We start from the raw sequence: 21121 nt of genomic DNA, 5'->3' as shown, positions 1-21121 counted from the left end.
TTTTCTTAAAAGCCTACGTTTAAACCAACTAAGAATGAGCGTGGGATGGGCAAGCTGCGGCTACCACCGTTAAGGCTGTAAGCCTCCGGGTCGATATCTTTACCGGCCGCGCTCCAATACCAAAGGTTGTTCACCTGGGCTGTAAGCTTTACCGTATTGACGTGGAGCTTTTTGATCAGGCTGCTCTGTAATGCGTAAGAAAGTGATACGTTACGCAGTTTGATATAATCAGCGCTCAGGATCTGGTTATCGCCATTAACCCACATACTTGAAAGGGTTGATGCATAACTTTTGATACTGTTAGGGTATTCAAAATATAAGCGCGGAACGTCGGTATTACCGTTGGTATACAAGGTGCCGATACCTTCGTTCATGACATTGCTGGTAATGGCAGAAAGCGGCACCACTTCTTTACGTAATTTATTTCCGCCAGAATAAATGAATAACACGTTTAACTGCAGGTTCTTGTAGCCAATACGTTGCGAGAATGAACCGTTCCATATCGGTAACACACTGCCCATGTTTACCAGCGCTGCCGGTGTATTGATAGACACCACACTTGTCGGCGTACCGTTGGAGTCGAAAGTGACGTTCGGTTTGCCGTTCTGGTCGTAGTAATAAGGGTAGCCATTGGTCATGCCGGCGTAGCGGTAAGCATAGATGCTTTGGTACGGCGCATTGGCAAAATAATAGTTGCCGGGGGCCGATACGTAAGACGTTGCGCTTGCATTGGTGAAGTACACATCTATCACCTTGTTTTTATTATAGGCGTAGACGATGGTAGAGCCCAATGTCCAGTCGTTGGTTCTGAACCAATCAGAACTCAAGCTAAGTTCGATACCACGGTTACGCATGCTGCCGTTATTGATCACGCGGGACAATGTACCTACGGTAGGGTCAAGTTCGTTAGTGCTCAGCAGGTCTTTGCTGTAGCGGTTATAAAGATCTATGCTTCCTTTAATACGGTTCTTCAACACGGCAAAGTCGAAGCCCAGGTTGGTTGTTTGCGTGGTTTCCCAGCGCAATTTAGGGTTGGGGAAGGTGGTAATGGTAGGGTAGCTTACCGAAGGGAACAATACATCTGATTTTAACGATGCTACCGCATAGGCAAACGACGATACGTCGGAGTTACCGTTGATGCCATAGGTCACCCTTGCTTTAAGATAGTTAAGCCAGCTTACCTCTTTCATGAAATCTTCGTTGCTGACATTCCAACCCGCACCTGCCGACCATATAGGGCGCCATTTGTATTTGGGATCCAGCCCGAAGAAGCTTGCCTGGTCTACGCGGACGCTTCCGGTAAGGTTGTATTTGCTGTTAAGCATATAGCTGGCATTGCCGTAATAGGAAATGCTGCGGATCAGGCCGATGCTTTGCTTGGTGGCGTTAGAACCCAAAGTAGTTCTTCCAAATAAATAACCTGTTACACCGGTGTTGCTAAGGGTGTACCAGTCTACCGGCTGCGCAGTTAATAACTGCGGATTATAGCTGTAACGGGTATCGCTCAGGAATCTTGGTGTTTGTGTTTCGCGCATTTCAAAACCACCAATAGCGGTGATGTTATGCTCGTTACTACCTTGTTTAAAGGTGTGGTCATAATTCAGCTGTTGCCTGAAGGTGTAGTCATAGCTGCGCGCATTAGACTGGGCAAAGCGGCCGCCAGTGTTAATTACGTTGTGTTCGTACTTGCCGGTTGCGGTATTAAACGTGGTAAAGGCATCGTACAGGTAACGCATTTTGTATGAATCTGCGCTGTAGAACTGCTCGGTATTCGAGTTCTTGATCTCGTACTGGAAAGAGATATCGTACCTTAAATCTTTATAGAACTTAACACCCAGGTTAGTAAATGCGCGCAGGTTTAAAGCGCGGCGCTGTGTAATGCCGTTTTGCAGTTCATCAAGAATGTTAAAGCTTACCGGTTTAAAATCAGCCAGGCCTTTGATCTTCGAAGCGACAACGCCGTTCATGTTACCGCTGTTGCCAAAACCGTCAGAAAGGTTTACATAATCAGAAAGCACGTGGTTACCGTTGCCATCTACAATGCGCTGGTAACGTTCCTGCAAGCCGTAGTCGCTGTAAGAATTATCAGTAGCATCAGACATGGTGTACTGGCCATTCAAACCCATGGTGGCGGTAAGCCATTTGTTTACATTGAAAGCTGATTTGAAATACATGTTTAACGCTTTGCTCTGGTTGTATTTTATCCTGAAAGCGTTTTCGTCATAGTTCAAAGAAACATAGGTATTGCTTTTAGCTGAACCGGAACTTAGCGAAAGATTATAACGGTTGCGGGTTTCGTTTTGCCAAACATTGTTTACGTAATCACGGATGTAATCATTCCCTCTCCAGTTGTTCAGCGTGCTGTTTAGCTGGTCAGTGGTGATCCTGCCTTCATACTGGTCGCGGAAAAGCTGGTAGAGCGGCGAGTAATAGCGGATGGTGCCGTTGCCGATATCGCCATAGTAGTTAAACATCGCGCCGGCATTGGCATAATTTTGTACTTCAGATTTATACTTAGCGGTTTCGTAATCGATGATCTGGCCCGTAGAGGCATAGTGCATCTTGTTGATATCCGGCTTCTGGTTGACAAAGAAATCGGCGTTTGCGTTGATAGATACCGTATTCTTTGTGCCAGATTTGGTGGTAATTACAATTACCCCGTTTGCCGATTGCGAACCGTAGATAGAGGCCGCTGCTGCATCTTTCAATACGTAAATAGAAGCGACGTCGTATGGATTGATTTCTTCAAGCCTGTAATTAGTCGGAAGGCCATCAACCACAATGAGCGGGTAAGTGGTAATGCTGGATGTCAGGAAGGTAGCAGGGCCACGCATCACAATGTCATTGGTGCCGTTGGTGAGCCTTAAACCAGCCACGCGGCCCTCCAGCGCTGTTACCAAACTTACGTTCAGTTGCTGGTTCAGCGTAGCTGAATCCACCTTAACGATACTTGCTGTACTGCGTTCTTTAGATAATATCTGGTAACCCGTTACCACAACTTCCTTTAGGTTTGAATTACCTACGTTCATCACAACGGTAAAGTAGGATGCAGGCTGTACATTGAAAAGCTGCGTTTCTTTGGTGGTGAAACCAATGCTGCGGGTAACAACGGTAGGCGAACTGTTTAGGGTAGTGATGGTAAAAGAGCCATCCATAGCCGTTTTAGCTGCCGCAGATTCGCCTTTGATACGCACTTCAACGCCAGGTAGCGGAACCCCTGTAGTATCGATCACCCTTCCCCTGATCTGTATAGGATTTACCTGAAGGGTTTTAGACTTGATGATGATCACCTTTTTGTTGATCTCATAAGTAAAAGGCTGCCCGTTGAAAAGCTGGCGCATCAATTCGCTAAACTCGGCATTGCTTACGTTTAGCGTAACCGGAACGGCATTTTTAAGGTAAGCGGCATCAAATAAAAACTGGTAGCCGGTTTTCTTTGAAATATCAGCGATAGCCTTTTCGAAAGGAACGTTTTTTAAATTAATAGTTACGGTTTGAGCCCATACGCTGCACGCGAAAAAGGCGCTGAAGCATAGCGTGAGTATAAAAGTTTTAGTTCGGGGAAAGCAATAAAAGGGCTTCCCGCATTTATTTCGGGTAAAAATCGTCATATTTTAAAGTAAAAAGGGATAATGTGAAAGGAAGTGAAATTGAAGTTTGCAGGTGTCTGTTTACATCACCATCACCCTCCTTTCTTCAATTTTAAACTTCACGCCACTGGTGACGGTGATCATGCGAAGCACTTCGGAGAGGTTAACCTGCTTGCTGATCCGGATGTAATAGTTTTTATTGGGGAGTTTACTATAGTCAATATCAAAATCGTACCACCTGGCCAGCCGGTGCATAATCTGGCTTAGCGGTGTGTTTTCAAATACAAATTCTCCGTTTTTCCAGGCATCGAACAATTCTCCGTCCACATCGGTAACGGCTATTGCCGAATTATTGATACGGCTTTGCTGGCCGGGTTTCAGCATAGCGGTTGCCTTATTTGCTGTTACCTTAACGCTGCCCTGCATCAGGGTGGTAACGGGGCCTTCATCTTCAGGGTAGTTGCTGATATTGAATTTTGTGCCTAATACCTGTACCTCTTCTCCCGGGGTGCTTACAATAAATGGTTTTTCTTTATCATGGGCCACCTCGAAATAGGCTTCGCCGGTTAATTTTACCTTACGTTGATGCCCGGTGAAGCCGACGGTAAAGGCCAGTTCAGATTCTGAGTTCAGTTGTACCTCGGTGCCGTCAGACAAGCGTACGTGGTATTCGCCGCCGCGCGGTGTTGTGAGCGTGTGCTGACGGTTCAGTTCTGCGGTATCCCGGCCGTTAACCCGGTAAACAATGGTGCCGGTTTTAGTTCTGCTGATGGTAAAACTGCCTTTGTTAAGCAACACGGATGATTTGTTACCTTCCAGCCGAAGGGTATCATGCTTGTCGAAAACCAGCATGGCGCGGTCAGTGCCCGGTTTAAGATCCGAAGCTACATTAGCTTGTTTGGATAACCTAGCGTAGAAAATAGTGGCAACAGATAAAATAGCCGTGGCAGAAGCCGCAGCAACATAATACCGTGTCTTGTTGTGGCGTGACGTTAACGTAACAACCTTCTGCTCCTGGCCGAAAGCTCTTTCTAAAACGCGCTCTTTCAGATCCTGCAACAGTTCACGATAGTCGTCATTGGCAGTTTCGTTAACTTCGGTAGTTCTAAGCAGTTCCTTCAGTTCGCTGTCTTCCGCCTCTTTAAAAAAGATAAACAATGCATTTACTTCTTCGCGGGTTGCTGTATTTGACAGAAACCTTTGGTAGTAATTGTTTATCTGGTTGTTTTTATTCATAATATAACACTAATACGCTCGGAAGATTAAAATACACTATTCAAAAAGTGAGAAAAATCACAAAAAATTAATATTGGGTATAAATTGGACTTATTTAGTTTGAAAAAACCACGAAATAATTAAAATAAGCAACGTTTTGGAGTTGAAGATATACTCTTTTAGTGTTTTTGTTGCTTGTACCAACTGGTTGCTGACAGTGGATGGACTAATTCCCAGTTCTTCGGCAGCTTGTTGGTAGCTTTTTCCTTCCAGGCGGCAAAGTTTAAATACGGCAAACCTTTGCGGGGGCAATTGTGCAAGGGCTTCGTCTAATAATTTTTTTCTTTCTTCGAAAATGCCGTCGTCATTATTGGCATAATAAAGATCGGCAAACTGGTCCAGCAAAACCTGCTGCATTTTATGGTCGCGGGATAACTTGCGGTAATAATCATAAACCAGGTTGATGGCTATGGCATAGATCCATGATTTCAGCGACTGCGACGGATCTATCTTTTCCCTTCGTTCCCAAACCTTTAAAAATACTTCCTGCAATATTTCCTCAGCAACCATCCTGTCCTTCACCATGCGCATTAATTTCGAAAAGATCATTGCGCTGTAGAGGTCATACACATGGGCGAAAGCGGTTTTATCGCCCTGTTTGAGGAGTGTTATATTTAATTCGGAATTTTCCAATCGCCGGGGAATCTGTACTAAAAGCGTTGTTGAACAGCTAATCAGCTAAATTATATATTTTACGCCTATTCCTGAAACCGGAAAGCAACAGAGTGAAAGCGCTGCACTTAAAATGTTACACAATTTAAGTTCCGCCTCGATCGATGCATTACCGGCCCAGTTAGGGGTTTTGAAAATTAAGCTTATTTTGCGGGCACTTTACCCGTCGAAACATGACAAAAGCAAGCTACAACCGTTCCATGAAATTCAAGTTTTCCAGCCTTTTACTTCCTGCATCCTTACTTTTCGGTTCCGGCACCGTCGCACAAACTACAGCCGACCAGCCATTGGTGATAACCGTAGATGCAAAAAAGACAGCGCAGACTATTCATAATATCGGGGCTTCCGGTTGTTGGTTTTCTGAAGGCATTGGAAAATACTGGCCACTGGAAAAAAGGGAACGAATGGCTGAGCTGCTTTTTAGCAAGGAAAGATCGGCAGATGGCAGCCCGAAAGGAATAGGGCTTTCTGCCTGGCGATTCAATATTGGTGGGGGAACAACCGAACAAGGGGATAGCAGCGGCATTAAAGATTTTCGCAAACGGGTGGAATGTTTTTTAAACCCCGACGGTACGTATGACTGGAACAAGCAAGCGGGTTATCAATGGTTTTTACGTAAAGCAAAAGCATATGGGGTGGAAAACCTGATCGCTTTTTCAAATACGCCGCCGGTACAATTTAACCTGAACGGGCGCGGTTTTAAAACCGCAAAGGATTACCAGGCTAACCTGCAACCTGATAAATACCAGGCTTATGCAGATTTCTTAAGCGAAGTGATTAAGCACTTTGATGCGGAAGGGCTGCATTTTAACTACATCAGCCCGGTAAATGAACCGCAATGGGATTGGTCGAACAAACCCGGAGAGGCCAGCCAGGAAGGAAGCCCCTGGAGTAATGCAGACATCTATAAAGTTACGACCGCGTTAGATGCTTCGCTGGGGAAGAAAAAATTAACCTCGCAAATTATGGTTACCGAGGCGGGTATGCTTACTTACCTGTACAGCGGTAAATCTGCATCTTCCAGGCAAATCCAGACGTTCTTTGATCATAAAAGTCCGCAGAATATTTGCGGCTTAAAGCATGTACCGGGTTTTATAGCCGGGCACAGTTATTTTACCGATACCAATGATAGTAATATGGTAGCTGTTCGCAGGCACCTGGCAGATACCGCAAAAAAATACGGGATCGAATACTGGCAGTCGGAGTATTCAATGCTGGGCGATGGTTTCCGCGAAGGCGCGAAGGGAAAACGCAGCCAGATGGATTGTGCCTTGTTTCTGGCGAAGATCATTAACCAGGACCTGACCATAGGCAATGCCGCAGCGTGGCAGTTCTGGAACAGTTGGGAACCCGGCAGCCCGGAATGGGACACAAGGTATTACCTGCTGGCGCTTAAGCCTGCCAATGATCAATTTACCGATGGCGACTTTACCGTAACCAAAAACCTTTGGGCACTGGGCAATTACAGTTTATTTATACGGCCCGGCATGAAACGGGTATTAACTAGCCGTAATGACCAGCTCGATGAGGTTAAAGCAGCGCAGGACGTGATGGTTGCTGCCTTTACCGGCGGCAAGGATAAATTGGTGATGGTTGTAGTTAACTATACAGACGAGGCGAGGAGCATCCGCCCGCAACTAAAAAGTTTTAATAGTATTAAAAGCTACCGTACTTATACAACAGCAGCGGGTGAAAAGGAGAACCTTAAACCATCGGCCGTGCAACAGTTTAAAGGGGCCATTAGCTTATTGCCGCGGTCGGTAACTACGGTTATTTTTAATTGATCAACCAGTGGAAAATAAAAACAGGCGGCCTTTTACTGCCGCCTGTTTCTGTATCAAACCCCATCTATTATATGAAGCTATTTCTTTAGTTCGTTGATTTGTACTTGCGGCACCATTACCCGGTGATCTTTTTCAACCGTTAAATCCTTCGCCAGGGTAAATGTGGCGGTTTGTTTAATATCTGCAGATGAAGCGCCTACTTTTACCGTGTACTTGCCAGCATCCGCAACCCATGCAGATGCCTGGGTATTAAACGAAGCCAGTTCTGAAGGTGTAAGTGTAAACGTTAGTGTTTGCGATTCGCCGGGTTTTAACAACCGGGTTTTGGCAAATCCTTTTAACTCTTCGGCGGGTTTATCCAGTTTTTTAGCAGGTGCGCTTAGGTATAATTGTGCAGCTTCTTTCCCGGCGACCTTCCCGGTATTGGTAATGCTGACAGTTGCGGTGATCTTTCCGTTGAAAGTAGTAGAGCTGAGCTTTAAATCGTGGTATTTAAAGCTGGTATAAGATAACCCATAGCCAAATTCATAAGCCGGTTTTACATGGAACGTATTGTAATAGCGGTAGCCAACGTAAATGCCTTCTTCATAGGTTACTTCAGCCGGGGTAGATTTCATACCGAGCATACCATTGGTGGCTTTTTCGGGAAACTCTTTACCAGGGAAGCTCTTCGCAGAAGGTACATCGCTGTAAGCAGCAGGGAAGGTAGTAGCCAGTTTGCCGGACGGATTAACCTTGCCGGTTAAAATATCGGTAATGGCATTGCCACCTTCAAGGCCCGGTTGCCATGCTAACAGGATAGCATCAGGCTGATCGCGCCATGGTAGTACGCTGATCACACCGCCAATATTTAATACCACAATTACCTTTTTATGTTGTGCGTGGTAGGCATCGCATACGTTCCTTAGCAATTCCTTTTCAGTATTGCTTAACTCATAATCGTCTTCAATCTTACGGTCACGACCTTCTCCGGCGTTTCGCCCGATGGCAACCACAGCCAGATCTGTAGCCGATGCTTTCTGTAAAATTGTTTCTTTAGCCAGCGCATATTCGGGCGCAGGTGGGGTAGGGTTCATAAACTCCTGGAAAAAGTTTTTCTTTGGATGTTTACTGGCATAATCAGCAAGGTGGGCCGTAAACTTTTGCTGTAATTCGCCATCAATTGCATAACCTGCATTAGCCAGGCCTTGCGCTAAGGATACTTTATACGCCTTATTCACGTCGCCACTACCGGTTCCACCGGCGATGAGTTCGTAACCGTTAATTCCAAAAAGGGCGATGTTGTGTAGATTTTTGCTAACCGGCAAGCTGCTGTTTTCGTTCTTTAATAGCACCATACCTTCGGTAGCGGCGGTGCGGGCTATTTGTGCGTCTTTTTTCAGATCGGGTTTGTCCGAATATTTATACCCTTTAAAAGAAGACGAGCGTAGAATGATGTTAAGGATACCCGCTACGTTGGCATCAAGCACTTTCTCTGAAAGCTTGCCGCTCTTAACCGCTTCTATGATCTGGGTGCTTTGCGCCGGAACGCCTGGCATCAGCAGGTTATTGCCGGCTTGCATCTGGGCAACGGCATCCTTTCCGCCAAACCAGTCTGTCATCACAAAACCTTTGAAGCCCCATTCGTTCCTTAAGATGGTGGTCAGTAGATCTTTGCTTTCAGAAGTATAAGTTCCGTTGATGAGATTATAAGAACTCATGACGGTCCAGGGCTGCGATTGCTTCACCGCAATCTCAAACCCTTTCAGGTAGATCTCTCTCAGAGCACGTTCGCTCACAATGGTATTTACTGTATTCCGGTTGGTCTCTTGGTTATTGGCTGCAAAGTGCTTTATAGAGGTACCAACGCCGTTAGCCTCTATACCGTTCACCATGGCTGCGGTAATTCTGCCCGCTACCAGCGGATCTTCAGAATAGTATTCAAAATTTCGTCCGCCCAATGGGTTACGGTGGATGTTCAATGCCGGGGCCAGGATAATATCAATGCCGTATTCTTTTGCTTCGTGGCCAAAAGCTGCGCCGACCTTTTTTACCAAAGCAGTATCCCAGGTGGAAGCCAGCAGCGTCGCTACCGGCCATGCCGTAGCATAGTAAGTTTTTCCGGGGCTATTCTTTCTTACAGAATCGATGCGTACACCGGCAGGCCCGTCAGAAGTAACAAGCGAAGGTATGCCCAGGCGGGGAATCGCATGTGTGGTGCCTGCTGCACCGGGTACCCGGTCTTGTGTTTGCCCAACACCGGTTCCTGTGCCGGTAGCGCCGGAAAGGTTGAAGCCTGCGCCAACTAAAAGCTGTACTTTTTCTTCCAACGTCATCGCCTTGATGACATCAGCAACAGGGCTTTTGCCTAATTGCGGCGGCTTAGACTGGCCTATTCCCTGCAGGCCGTAGCATAGCAAGGCGGTACCCAAAATGGTTACACGTAAACGGATTGATGCCATGATGATCTGTTTTGGTTTATATTGAGTTAATGTGACTCAATAATAAATAAATTTTGGATTGAAGACAAAATAAATTTCTTTTACGCCATGCAACGCGAACTACCGATACTGGAGATGCTGGCCAAAGGGGACGAATATTTTTTGCCTGCTGTATCTGTCGACAATGTGATCTTTGGTTTTCATCAGGACGAATTAAAGGTGCTGTTGTTAAAAGCTAAACATGGCAACATGTGGGCCTTGCCGGGCGGTTATGTTTTTAAAGATGAGGAAGTTGATGCTGCCGCAGCGCGTGTGCTGAAAGATCGAACCCAATTAGCCAACCTGTTTTTACAGCAGTTTTATGTATTTGGCAGTGCTAAACGTACCCGGTTAGAACTTTCGCAGGAAGCTTTTCAGAACATTGAGGCTGAACTGATGAAATCTAAATGGCTAATGCAACGGTTTATTTCTGTAGGTTATTACGCCCTGGTAGAATACGAAAAGGTAAAACCCTTGCCAGACGATTTTTCGAGCGAATGTAGCTGGCACGACCTGAATAACTTACCGCAACTAATTTTTGATCACCGGGAGATTATCGAAAAAGCCTTGCTGACCATGCGGCTACAGTTGAACAACCAGCCCATCGGTTATAATTTATTACCCCGCGAGTTTACGCTGAAGAGCCTGCAATCGCTCTATGAAACTATTTTAGGCAGAAAATTAGACCGTGGGAATTTTAACCGCAAGATGCTAGGCTACGATGTACTGGATAAGAAAGAGAAGCACTTTACAGGCGGTGCGCACAAAGCGCCTTATCTTTATTCGTTCAACAAACAGAAATATTTCGAGGCATTAAGAAATGGGCTGAAGCGCGATTTTTGATCGCTCTTCTACCAATTGTCTCCCAACCATTGCTCTGCCCGGCCGGAAAACCCTTCTTTAAACAGTTTTCTAAAATAGGATGGCGTGCTGAAACCGGCCCGTCGCGCTATTTCTGTAATGCTCCGCATTTTGCCGGAAGCGATGGCTTCCCTTGCCACCTGCAAGCGGATTACCCGGATAAATTTGTTGGGCGTAACATTCAAAATTGATTTTACCCGGCGGTGCAGCTGTCGCTCGCTCATGCCCAGTTCCAACGCCAGCCTGCTGATCATGGCTTCGCCATCGCTGATGTGTTTTCTTACCAGGCTTTCAAACTGGCCTAACCATCGTTCGCTTTCCTGCGAAAGATAGATATGGCCCGCTGCTTCGTCTTCCAGGATAGAGGCAAGTTCCTGGTCGGTAGGTATATTTTCTTTCAGTATGGTCCGGTAAGCTTTAGGCTCGGGCAGATAGCCCAGTATGTGCATCAGGCGACGGTATTCTTCCAGCTTTTTCTTCGCGGTGATATCTTTAGCAATAGCGAAAACAACCTGGTCTTTTTTTACGGAAACCGACGTCCATGTAAGCCAGACAATCTCCCCTTGTTTGGTGATGTACCTGTTTTCAAAATTCAGTAACGGAATGCCTTCTGCTATGAGCTTACGTTTTTCTGCTGTAACTGGCTGGTCTTCGGGATGTACAAATGAATTGATCGGTCTGCTGTAAAGTTCGGCATCGGTGTACCCCAGGGTTTTAGATACGGCCGGATTTATTTTTTTAAAGAAGCCATCGAACCCGGCTACGCACATTAAATCTGGCGTAAGCTCAAAGAAATGTTCGAGATCAAAATGGAACGGACCGTAGGCTTTCATTCAGAAGCTATAGTGATTTTTAGCTATTGCAGTAAAGATAGCATAAATGTCAGTTTTGTTTTAAAGATTGTCAGTTTTGTTAACTTAGCAAATCAGTTATTTGGAAAATATTTAAACTCCCATTTAATTTCCTATAGGCGTTATATCTTGCAATGGCAAAAATTGATCTTGCGGTAGAAAAAGGGCTTTATTCTGGTGCTAAGTGCGACTCTGCATGCTTTAAAGCTATGCCCCGGAAAGACATTGCGCAGGCGGGGTTTTTAGATCAGGTCAAGTATTTTTTCAGTCATCTTTTTAATACCAATGATTGGCCGCCGCGCTGGCACTGCGGTACCTGGAGCGATTTTCATGGCTGGCTTTATATCATTTCTGACGTAGCCATCTGGGCAGCTTATTTTGCCATTCCGTTTTTACTTTTCCGCATTGTTAAAAAACGCAAGGATATTCCTTTCCCGCGTGTGTTGTGGCTGTTTATTCTTTTTATCCTGTTTTGCGGAATCACGCACCTGCTGGACGCGATCATTTTCTGGTGGCCGGTTTACAGGGTAAGTGCCTTAACGCGATTTTTCACCGCAGTAGTTTCCATCATAACGGTCGGTGCGCTTTATAAGATTCTACCTTTCATCTATAGTTTAAGAACCCTTGCCGAATTAGAGGTAGAGATCGAGGAACGGAAAAAAGCAGAAGCAGAGGCGCATAAACATCAACTGAAACACGAGGCAGCTATGGAGCTGATGGCGAAGAAGGACGAGTTTATGAGCATTGCCAGCCATGAATTGAAAACCCCGGTCACCAGTGTGAAGGCCACGCTGCAAATGCTGGAAAAGGTAGTTGGCAAAAGCGACGAATTAAAAGAACTGGCGCCTTATGTAAGCCGTGCTTCAAAGCAGGTTGGAAAGTTAACCTCTATCATCAGTGAGTTGATTGACGTTGCTGCAATACAAGAGAACAGACTCAAATTGCGTTTCAGCGAATTTAATTTATTGGAACTGGTAGAGGAATGCGCCGAGACCTGCCGTTTTGCTAATGATGGGCGTACCGTAAATATCACGGGTGACAATACGATTGTTGTTTTTGCAGATTATCACCGTTTGGAGCAGGTGTTGTGTAACCTGTTAACCAATGCTTTCAAATATTCAGCCGCTTCTGAGCCGGTAGATATTACATTCCGAATGATTGGTCAGGACCGGGTGAAGATTTCCGTGACTGACCATGGTATTGGTATCCCCGAAGATAAGGCCCCGCTTGTTTTCGATCGTTTTTTCAGGGTGGAAGAAACCTCGCAGAATTACTCGGGCATTGGTCTGGGATTATATATTTCTTCTGAAATTGTGCGGATACACGGCGGTACTATCGGTTTATACAGCGAGGTAAATGTAGGTTCTACCTTTTGGTTCGAAATCCCGTTAAATGCAAAAGCACAAACCGTTTAGGGAATGTGCTTTTAGTTTTGCGTCTGTCTGGAGTTTTATTCAAACAGCATTTTTTTAATCCCCATTTCCAAACCTCTTAATTCGGCAAGGCCTTTTAACCTGCCGATTACGGAGTAACCGGGGTACGTGTTATAATTATAATCGTCCAGTATCTTATGTCCGTGATCGGGCCGCATAGGGATGGCTATATCTGTGCGACCAGCCTCTGCGCGTTTCTGTTGCTCATTCACAATGCTTTTCATTACTGCAAACATGTCGGTAGTACCCAGCAAATGGTCATCCTCATAAAAGCTTCCATCAGCTTCGCGCCGAACATTGCGCAAATGCAGGAAATGGATATGGCTGCCTAAACGGCTAATGATGCCTGGTATATTGTTTGCCGGATTAGCACCAAGCGAACCGGTGCACAATGTAAGTCCGTTGGAAGGAGAGGGGCATGCGTTAACAATATCCGTCAGATCTTCTTCCGTGCAAACCACACGCGGCAAACCTAAGACAGCAAACGGCGGATCATCCGGGTGGATACACATCTTAATCCCCAGTTTTTCAGCTTCGGGGATAATGGCTTTTAAAAAATAGGCCAGGTTTGCTTTCAATGCTTTCCGGTCTACCTGCGCATATTTTTTAAGGAACTCTTTAAATTCAGGAATGGTGAATACTTCGTCTGTACCGGGCAAACCTGCTAAAATAGTATTCTTCAGCAGTTCCTTTTCATCCGCTGTTAATCCGTCGAAATAGGCTTTAGCTGCTGCTTGCTGTTCAGTGGTAAACTCATTAAAAGCATCTTCGCGTTGCAGCATATACAAGTCGAACGCGGCCAGCGCAGGGGCATGGAAACGTAACGCTGACGCATTGTTAGGCAACCGGAAGTCGAGGTGGGTACGCGTCCAGTCCAGCACGGGCATAAAGTTATAGCAAACAATGCTTATACCTGCTTGGCTGAGGTTCTTTAACGTTTCGATATAACGCTCGATGTACCCGTTGCGCTCGGGAGTGCCCATTTTGATGCTTTCGTGGATGTTTACGCTTTCCACTACCGCCCAGTAAAGGCCCGCCTTTTCAATTTCGGTTTTCCGTTTGGCTATCTCTTCCACCGGCCAAACTTCCCCGCAAGGGATATGGTGTAAAGCCGTTACTACGCCCTTAGCGCCTGTTTGCGTAATGGCTTGTAAAGTAACCGGGTCTGAAGGGCCAAACCAGCGGAATGTCTGTTGTAAATCGGGTATCATGAATATTTTATGTCAATACACAATCGATTGCAAAGCGATCTGTCTCTTTAAAGCAAACAGCTTTCCGCTCGTGTGCGGCAGGTTTATTACTCTTTAACGGTTTCTATCATTTGGATACTGCCGTCGGCGTTATGATGCAGTTCTGTCACCTTTACATTGCGCAGGTGTGTTTTGCCGGATAGTTCGGTATCGTGGTAAAAGATATACCACTTGCCTTTAAACTCCACAATAGAGTGGTGGGTGGTCCAACCTTGTACGGGCTTCATAAATATCCCTTTGTATTTAAATGGCCCCATCGGGTTATCGCCTATGGCATAGGCTAAGAAGTGCGTATCGCCTGTTGAATAGGTAAAGTAATATTTGCCGTTATATTTATGCATCCATGATCCTTCAAAAAACCTGCGGTTATGGTCTTTTCCGAGCAATGGTTTTCCATGTTCATCCAGGATGATCACATCGCGCACTTTGCCGTCAAACTCTTTCATGTTCGCTTTCAGCTTCACTACTTTACAGCTCAAGGCAGGGGAGTTATCCTGCTGCAAATCCGTTTTCGAGCCATTTGCCTCATACTTGCCTTTGGCCCAGCGTTGCAGTTGCCCGCCCCATATACCGCCAAAATACATGTAGCTCTGGCCATTAGTATCGGTAAATACGGCAGGATCTATACTGAAGCTTCCGGCAATGGGTTTGGGTTCTGCCTTGAACGGGCCAGCCGGGTTTTTAGAAGTGGCCACACCGATGTGAAAAACATCCTGCTTGTCTTTTACCGGGAAGTATAGGTAATAAGTGCCGTTTTTGTAGGCGGCATCGGGCGCCCAAAGTTGCCTTCCGGCCCAAGGTATATTTTTGATATCCAGTGCAACACCATGGTCTGTTACCGGCCCACCGATGCGGTCCATCGAAAGAATGTGGTAATCGCGCATGGCAAAATGGTCGCCGTTATCGTTTTCAGGTATCCCGGCATCGATGTCATGAGAAGGGTAGATATAGATCTTACCGTTGAATACGTGCGCAGAAGGATCAGCGGTATAAATGCTTTTGATCAACGGTTCATTCAGGAACTTTTTCTTACCCTGCGCCGCCGACCGGGTGGCTGGTAACATCAAAGCGGCAAATGCGGCGATAGTCAGGCCTTTTGTAGTAATGCTGTTTAACATTTTATGGTTTATAATTAGTTTATCGTTTGGTTACGTCCCCGATATGCTGCTAACGGGTAATTGCCGAATTAAAAGAATTTAATTTATGCAATCGATTGTAAATATATAAACCTTTACTATTTTTATCAAATCAGAACCTTATGATTATGCGCGGCATAATCAATTACCAATTAAAAACTCTAATGATGAAAAAACCTGTTGCTTTAAGTTTACTGCTGCTGGCGGTTCTTGTTGTTTTTTGCGTCGCGTTTAAACCGACCGACAAAAAATACCAGTATGCCTTTCAGAATCCATCCCTCAGTATAGAGGCCAGGGTGAACGACCTGATCAGCCAGATGACGCTCGAGGAAAAAGTAGGGCAGATGCTCAACTCAGCTCCCGCGATAGAACGTTTAGGCATCCCGGCTTACAATTGGTGGAACGAATGTCTGCACGGTGTTGCGCGTACGCCGTTCAAGGTAACCGTGTATCCGCAGGCTATCGCGATGGCCGCTACATGGGACAAAAGCTCGATCCACACCATGGGCGATTATACCGCCGAAGAAGGGCGGGCAGTTTATAACGAAAGCGTAAAGGCAGGTAATCATAATATTTATCTCGGACTTACTTACTGGACACCCAACATTAATATCTTCCGCGACCCGCGCTGGGGCCGCGGCCAGGAGACGTATGGTGAGGACCCATTCCTGACAGGGGAAATGGGCCGTGCGTTCGTGACCGGGCTTCAGGGCAACAACCCGAAGTACTTAAAAGCGGCAGGATGCGCAAAGCATTACGCGGTGCATAGCGGCCCGGAAGATGTTCGCCACAAGTTCGATACCGATATTAGCGATTATGACCTTTGGGATACTTACCTGCCTGCATTCCGTAAGCTGGTTGTGGATGCTAAGGTTGCCGGTGTAATGTGTGCCTACAACCGCTTTAAAGGGCAGCCCTGCTGCGGGAATGATCTGCTGATGAACAGTATCCTTCGTGATAAATGGAAATTTACCGGTTACGTTACTTCTGATTGCGGCGCCATCGATGATTTTTACGAACACCATAAAACACACCCTGATGCCGAGAGTGCTGCTGCCGACGCTGTACTACACGGTACAGACGTGGAATGCGGTAACGTAACATACAAATCGCTGATCCAGGCCGTGAAAGACGGCAGACTGGCAGAAAAACAACTGGATCAGTCTTTAAAGCGCTTATTTACTATCCGTTTCCGGTTAGGGATGTTCGACGCAGCTGATGCCGTTCCTTATAATAAAATTGGTAAGGAGGTGCTTGAAGCACCAGCGCACACCGCGCAGGCATTAAAGATGGCCAGGCAATCAATGGTGTTGCTGAGGAATGAAAACCAACTGCTGCCGTTGAGCAAATCCATTAAAAAGATAGCGGTTGTAGGCCCGAATGCCGACAACGCCGAAAGCGTGCTTGGAAACTACAATGGTAAGCCAAGCCACGTGGTAACGGTATTGGAAGGCATTAAAGCCAAGCTGTCGCCGCAGGCTGAAGTAATTTATGATAAAGGCGTTGATTACGTAGGAGATTCCACCCAGGTTTATGATTATAAAGCTATTGCAGATAAAGTTAAGGATGCAGACGTGATCGTATTTGCCGGAGGAATCTCTCCACGTTTGGAGGGTGAAGAAATGAAGGTGAACAAAGCCGGGTTCCATGGCGGCGACCGTACCTCTATTTTATTACCTGAAGTGCAAACGCAATTACTGAAAACGCTGAAAGCTACAGGGAAACCGGTAGTATTTGTAATGATGACCGGTTCTGCCATTGCCACCCCTTGGGAAGCGCAAAATATCCCCGCTATTGTTAATGCGTGGTATGGTGGCCAGGCAGCAGGCTCTGCGGTAGCTGATGTGCTTTTTGGCGACTATAACCCGGCCGGGCGTTTGCCGGTTACCTTCTATGCCAGCGATAAAGATCTGCCTTCATTTACCGATTATTCGATGAATAACCGCACTTACCGCTACTTTAAAGGTAAACCGCTTTATGCTTTTGGTTATGGCTTAAGCTATTCTACCTTCCGTTATAGCCAATTGACGCTACCAGCCCGTATTGCTAAAGGTAAGCCTGTAGTGGTGCATGTGAAGGTGACTAATACCGGTAAAAGAGACGGGGAGGAAGTGTCTCAGCTTTATATCAGTCATACAGGGCTCAATCAACCTGTTGCTATCAGGGCGTTAAAGGGTTTCGAGCGGACCTTTATTAAAGCAGGCGAAACTAAGGCTATCGCCTTCACGGTTTCAGCGCAGGATCTCGCCATAACCGGTTTGGATGGTAGTTTGAAACAGGCAGCAGGGAAACTTGAATTTACTGTAGGCGGCAGCCAGCCAGACCAGCATACCATGGCCAGCGGCAAAACCATCACCAAGACGGTAATGATGAATTAAGAGCAACGATTCGCCTGTATCAACATATTCGTATACAAAAAGAGAGACAGCTGTAAGGTTGTCTCTCTTTTTGTATGATCGTCCTGAAGAGTTAAAGCAGTGTGCGCTTACGGTTTATCTGTACGGAATGGAGCTGCAGGCAATCCTTCTTTATTAACCAGGTTAGGGTTAACCGGGTTGTCGGCCCAGGCATAACGAACGTATAGCGGTTTCTGCACTTCATCGCTTCTTAAAACCACCTTATCACCTTCAATTTTCGCTTTGGCCCATACAAATACTTTATCCGCACCGGCTATGGCAAATTCCTGCGGTTCTTCGCCATCTTTGGTGGTTAGTCCGCTGCCAACGGCATCAAATGCCACGATGATCTTATCACCTTCCACTTCTGCAGATTTAAACATTGGCCCCGAAGCTACCAAGCCCTTTTCGTGGTAAGCCAATTTTTCGGCAGCCAGGGCCACGCGCTGGCCAACGTCCTTCTTAGCGTCGGGGTGTATATCATTCCATTCGCCCAAATCTATCGCAACAGCCATCGCAGTGTTAGGTACACTTAACGAAGCTGCTTGCGCCTCGCGAAATGCTGCCCAGCCGCTTTCTGACGGCAGGTAATTCATATCCATAAAGCCCGGCAGCTGCACAAAAATGAATGGCGCATCGGGCTCTTGCCATTTCTGCCGCCAGTCTTTAATCATTGCAGGTTGCAGTTGTGCGTATTCAGCGGGTTTACCTGTGTTAGATTCGCCCTGGTACCATAAGAATCCTTTAACTGCGTAATTAAGTACAGGTGCAATCATTGAATTATAAAGCGCGGTCGGTTGGTTTTGCGCCGCTATGCCCCCTGCAAAGAAACCGCCTTTCGGATTGTTCACCAGTCCTACTTTATACTGCCAGTAGCCGGTAAGGTCGAGCGTGTCATTCCCGGCGATCAGCTGGTAAGGCTTATCTGGCACGAAGCCGCCTTTGCCGAAATTGTTGGTTACCCGGATCACGAAAAGGTTTTTGCCTGGTTTAAGTACACCATCCGGGATATTGTAGCGACGTTGCGGATACATATAGGTGGTATTGCCCACTTGTTTTCCGTTGATGTACATCACATCGGCATCTACAATGCGGCCCATGAAAACTTTCGCCGGTTTCGAGAGCATTGATTGGGGAATGTTGATCTCCCGACGGTACCAAACCACGCCATCCAGGTTGCGTACGCCCTGGTCTTCCCAATAACCGGGTATAGCAATTCTGCGCCATGCTTTTGGCTGATAAGCCGGGTCGAACCATTTTTCGGTCATTCCACGGTCTTGTGGACGGGAAACCGGGGTTGTGGTATTCCTCATTGGTCTGGACATCCGGTTGATATAGGCCGTATCCTGGTTTCGCTTGGCAACGTCTGCTATCGCCGGAAATTGCTTTAAGCTTTCCTCGCTCATCCATGCTTCGATAGGCGTACCACCCCAACTGGAATTGATCAGCCCGATAGGTACGTGGTATTTCTGATAGATGGCATCTGCAAAAAAGTAAGCGACGGCAGAAAACTCGCCGATGTCGCCTTTTACTGCTTTTTTCCAGGTGCCGCCGGGTACATCTTTTCGCGGCGATTGCATATCCGCTACGTTACTCACCCAAAAATGCCTGATAAAAGTATTGTTGGCCTTGGCAATCTCTTTGGCGTAGCGCACGCTGTGCAAGTCCATTTGGTGCACCATGTTAGATTGGCCCGAGCAAAGCCAAACATCGCCGAAAAGAATATCGCTTAGTACGATATGGTTATCGCCGTCGATATTCATGGTGTAAGGGCCGCCCGCTTTTGTTGCCGGCAGCACGATTGACCAGGTGCTGTCTTTTCCTGTTACTGTTCTAAAAGTCTTTTTGTTGATGGTAACGGTAACTTTTTCAGACGGGTTCGCCCATCCCCATACTTTAACTTTGGTATTGCGCTGAAGCACCATGCCGTTACTGATCAATTTAGGCAGACGCACTGAGGCTTCCGAGGCATTTACGGCCAGCCCAAGCAAGGCCAGCGTTAAAATGCGTTGAACACTCTTCTTCATTATATAATTTCTAAGTGGTTTTTGTTGGTTATACAGGTGCAAAGTAATTAAAGGTAGGTAATTTCACAATCGATTGCATTTATTTATACTGTAACAACTGTGCTAAAGTATTGCCTATCTCTATCGAATTAGCCCTTATCAATTAGAAGCGGCCACAACCGTTCAATTATTTGGTACGATAAAATTGTAAAATAGAAATTACAAATCCAACAATCGATTGCATAAAGCTTTTTTAAATTCTATATTGGCTGTCCAATTATATAGTACTTAAATAAAAAGCATCGTTATGGTTTTTTTTACCAGGCAATTAAAAGCTGCCTTATTCGCGTTGTTGATGTTGCTCAACCTGGCTTCAGTCGCGCAGCAGGCAGAAACCGCTAAGGGGTTAAAGGATTATTATAAAAGCTTCTTCCCGATAGGCGTAGCGGTCTCGCCGTATGTCTTGCGCGATTCGGCAACGGCCGCTTTTATCGTCAAAAATTTCAATAGCGTAACGCCCGAGAATGCCATGAAAATGGGTCCCATTCACCCGGAAGAAAACCGTTATAACTGGCGCGATGCCGATGCGATTGTAGATTTTGCAACGGCTCATGGTATCCGGGTGCGCGGTCATAACCTTTGCTGGCACGAGCAAACGCCCGAATGGATGTTCTATGATAAAGCTGGTAAGCAAGTAACCAAAGAAGTGCTGTTACAGCGTTTAAAAGACCATATCACTACGGTTGTTAACCGTTATAAAGGGAAGATTTATGCGTGGGACGTGGTTAACGAAGCTATTGACGATGATAGTACTCAATTTCTGCGCAATTCTATGTGGTATAAGATCTGCGGCGAAGATTTCATTGCAAAGGCTTTCGAATACGCCCATGAAGCAGACCCTAACGCCGTACTGTTTTACAACGATTATAATACCGAGCGCCCCGAAAAACGCGAACGGGTTTATCGCCTGCTGAAAAAGCTGGTAGACGCGCATGTTCCCATTAATGCGGTAGGTTTACAGGCGCATTGGTCGATCTATGAGCCAACCCGGCAGGAGCTGGAAACCGCGATAAAGAAATTTGCCTCTTTGGGGTTGAAGGTGCAGTTCACCGAACTGGATATTTCGGTATACCCCTGGGAGAAAAATAAACGTGAACTACGTCCGGGCGAAGATATGTCGTACTCGGATGAGCGTAAGCAAAAACAGGGCGACCAGTACCAGATGGTGTTTGAGGTGTTCAGGAAATATAAAAAGAACGTTACGGGCGTTACCTTCTGGAATATTTCTGACCGTTATACCTGGCTGGATGGCTACCCGGTACCGGGGCGTAAAAATTACCCTTTATTGTTCGATAAAAACCTGAAGCCCAAAGAAGCGTTCTGGCGTGTTGTGAATTTCTAAACCTGT

The 21121-nt window shown here is 46.2% G+C and carries 13 protein-coding genes; 5 read left to right on the top strand and 8 right to left on the bottom strand.

Translation table 11 applies throughout. The annotated features are described in order from the left end of the window. Positions 1–5: 5 nt before the first annotated feature. From MUY27_RS04660 to MUY27_RS04650, 3 genes are all read right to left on the bottom strand, one after another. Positions 6–3611: a SusC/RagA family TonB-linked outer membrane protein gene (locus MUY27_RS04660; RefSeq protein ID WP_245128823.1), complete on the bottom strand. Its 3606-nt coding sequence runs from the start codon at positions 3609–3611 to the stop codon at positions 6–8. 60 nt (positions 3612–3671) lie between these two features. After that, complete coding sequence (locus MUY27_RS04655) at positions 3672–4826, bottom strand: FecR family protein (protein ID WP_245128822.1); 1155 nt, start codon at positions 4824–4826, stop codon at positions 3672–3674. A gap of 90 nt (positions 4827–4916) precedes the next feature. Then, positions 4917–5498: an RNA polymerase sigma factor gene (locus tag MUY27_RS04650; protein WP_245128821.1), complete on the bottom strand. Its 582-nt coding sequence runs from the start codon at positions 5496–5498 to the stop codon at positions 4917–4919. 212 nt (positions 5499–5710) lie between these two features. Here MUY27_RS04650 and MUY27_RS04645 point away from each other — a divergent pair, with 212 nt between their 5' ends. Further along, positions 5711–7321 carry a glycoside hydrolase gene (locus MUY27_RS04645; protein ID WP_245128820.1) on the top strand — a complete coding sequence of 537 codons (1611 nt, stop codon included), beginning with the start codon at positions 5711–5713 and terminating at the stop codon, positions 7319–7321. A gap of 77 nt (positions 7322–7398) precedes the next feature. On the opposite strand, the gene MUY27_RS04640 is transcribed toward MUY27_RS04645, so the two are convergent. Continuing rightward, the gene (locus tag MUY27_RS04640) at positions 7399–9762 is read right to left on the bottom strand and encodes a glycoside hydrolase family 3 C-terminal domain-containing protein (RefSeq protein WP_245128819.1); all 2364 of its coding nucleotides are present in this window, start codon (positions 9760–9762) and stop codon (positions 7399–7401) included. An 87-nt stretch (positions 9763–9849) separates the two neighbouring features. Between MUY27_RS04640 and MUY27_RS04635 the strand changes: the two genes are divergently transcribed. After that, positions 9850–10623 (top strand): NUDIX hydrolase, encoded by a 774-nt coding sequence (locus tag MUY27_RS04635; RefSeq protein WP_245128818.1) that lies wholly within the window; start codon positions 9850–9852, stop codon positions 10621–10623. A gap of 8 nt (positions 10624–10631) precedes the next feature. Here the strand turns inward: MUY27_RS04635 and MUY27_RS04630 are convergent, their stop codons facing one another. Then, positions 10632–11474 (bottom strand): PAS domain S-box protein, encoded by an 843-nt coding sequence (locus tag MUY27_RS04630; protein ID WP_245128817.1) that lies wholly within the window; start codon positions 11472–11474, stop codon positions 10632–10634. Positions 11475–11626: 152 nt separating this feature from the next. Between MUY27_RS04630 and MUY27_RS04625 the strand changes: the two genes are divergently transcribed. Further along, entirely contained in the window at positions 11627–12907 is a 1281-nt protein-coding gene (locus MUY27_RS04625) for a sensor histidine kinase (protein ID WP_245128816.1), read from the top strand. 35 nt (positions 12908–12942) lie between these two features. Here MUY27_RS04625 and uxuA read toward each other — a convergent pair whose 3' ends face one another. Further along, positions 12943–14136 carry a mannonate dehydratase gene (gene uxuA / locus MUY27_RS04620; protein ID WP_245128815.1) on the bottom strand — a complete coding sequence of 398 codons (1194 nt, stop codon included), beginning with the start codon at positions 14134–14136 and terminating at the stop codon, positions 12943–12945. Between the two features lie 86 nt (positions 14137–14222). Further along, positions 14223–15293, bottom strand: a complete 1071-nt coding sequence (locus tag MUY27_RS04615; protein ID WP_420846897.1) for a glycoside hydrolase family 43 protein — start codon at positions 15291–15293, stop codon at positions 14223–14225. Positions 15294–15475: 182 nt separating this feature from the next. Here MUY27_RS04615 and MUY27_RS04610 point away from each other — a divergent pair, with 182 nt between their 5' ends. Beyond that, complete coding sequence (locus tag MUY27_RS04610) at positions 15476–17689, top strand: glycoside hydrolase family 3 C-terminal domain-containing protein (RefSeq protein WP_245128814.1); 2214 nt, start codon at positions 15476–15478, stop codon at positions 17687–17689. Positions 17690–17796: 107 nt separating this feature from the next. Here MUY27_RS04610 and MUY27_RS04605 read toward each other — a convergent pair whose 3' ends face one another. Then, positions 17797–19734, bottom strand: a complete 1938-nt coding sequence (locus MUY27_RS04605; RefSeq protein ID WP_245128813.1) for a sialate O-acetylesterase — start codon at positions 19732–19734, stop codon at positions 17797–17799. Positions 19735–20020: 286 nt separating this feature from the next. On the opposite strand from MUY27_RS04605, the gene MUY27_RS04600 reads away from it, so the two are divergent. Further along, positions 20021–21115: an endo-1,4-beta-xylanase gene (locus tag MUY27_RS04600; RefSeq protein WP_245128812.1), complete on the top strand. Its 1095-nt coding sequence runs from the start codon at positions 20021–20023 to the stop codon at positions 21113–21115. The last annotated feature ends 6 nt before the right edge of the window (positions 21116–21121 follow it).

Source organism: Mucilaginibacter straminoryzae (genome assembly GCF_022953055.1).
Taxonomy (GTDB): Bacteria; Bacteroidota; Bacteroidia; order Sphingobacteriales; family Sphingobacteriaceae; genus Mucilaginibacter; species Mucilaginibacter straminoryzae.
Note: the sequence above shows the minus strand (reverse complement) of the source record. Positions and strands in the feature narration are given on the sequence as shown.

Coding starts and splice junctions, on each gene's coding strand:
- MUY27_RS04625 (WP_245128816.1), top strand. CDS start 11,627: ATGGCAAAAATTGATCTTGCGGTAGAAAAAGGGCTTTATTCTGGTGCT.
- MUY27_RS04655 (WP_245128822.1), bottom strand. CDS start 4,826: ATGAATAAAAACAACCAGATAAACAATTACTACCAAAGGTTTCTGTCA.
- MUY27_RS04610 (WP_245128814.1), top strand. CDS start 15,476: ATGATGAAAAAACCTGTTGCTTTAAGTTTACTGCTGCTGGCGGTTCTT.
- MUY27_RS04630 (WP_245128817.1), bottom strand. CDS start 11,474: ATGAAAGCCTACGGTCCGTTCCATTTTGATCTCGAACATTTCTTTGAG.
- MUY27_RS04660 (WP_245128823.1), bottom strand. CDS start 3,611: ATGACGATTTTTACCCGAAATAAATGCGGGAAGCCCTTTTATTGCTTT.
- MUY27_RS04600 (WP_245128812.1), top strand. CDS start 20,021: ATGGTTTTTTTTACCAGGCAATTAAAAGCTGCCTTATTCGCGTTGTTG.
- MUY27_RS04615 (WP_420846897.1), bottom strand. CDS start 15,293: ATGTTAAACAGCATTACTACAAAAGGCCTGACTATCGCCGCATTTGCC.
- MUY27_RS04605 (WP_245128813.1), bottom strand. CDS start 19,734: ATGAAGAAGAGTGTTCAACGCATTTTAACGCTGGCCTTGCTTGGGCTG.
- MUY27_RS04635 (WP_245128818.1), top strand. CDS start 9,850: ATGCAACGCGAACTACCGATACTGGAGATGCTGGCCAAAGGGGACGAA.
- uxuA (WP_245128815.1), bottom strand. CDS start 14,136: ATGATACCCGATTTACAACAGACATTCCGCTGGTTTGGCCCTTCAGAC.
- MUY27_RS04640 (WP_245128819.1), bottom strand. CDS start 9,762: ATGGCATCAATCCGTTTACGTGTAACCATTTTGGGTACCGCCTTGCTA.
- MUY27_RS04645 (WP_245128820.1), top strand. CDS start 5,711: ATGACAAAAGCAAGCTACAACCGTTCCATGAAATTCAAGTTTTCCAGC.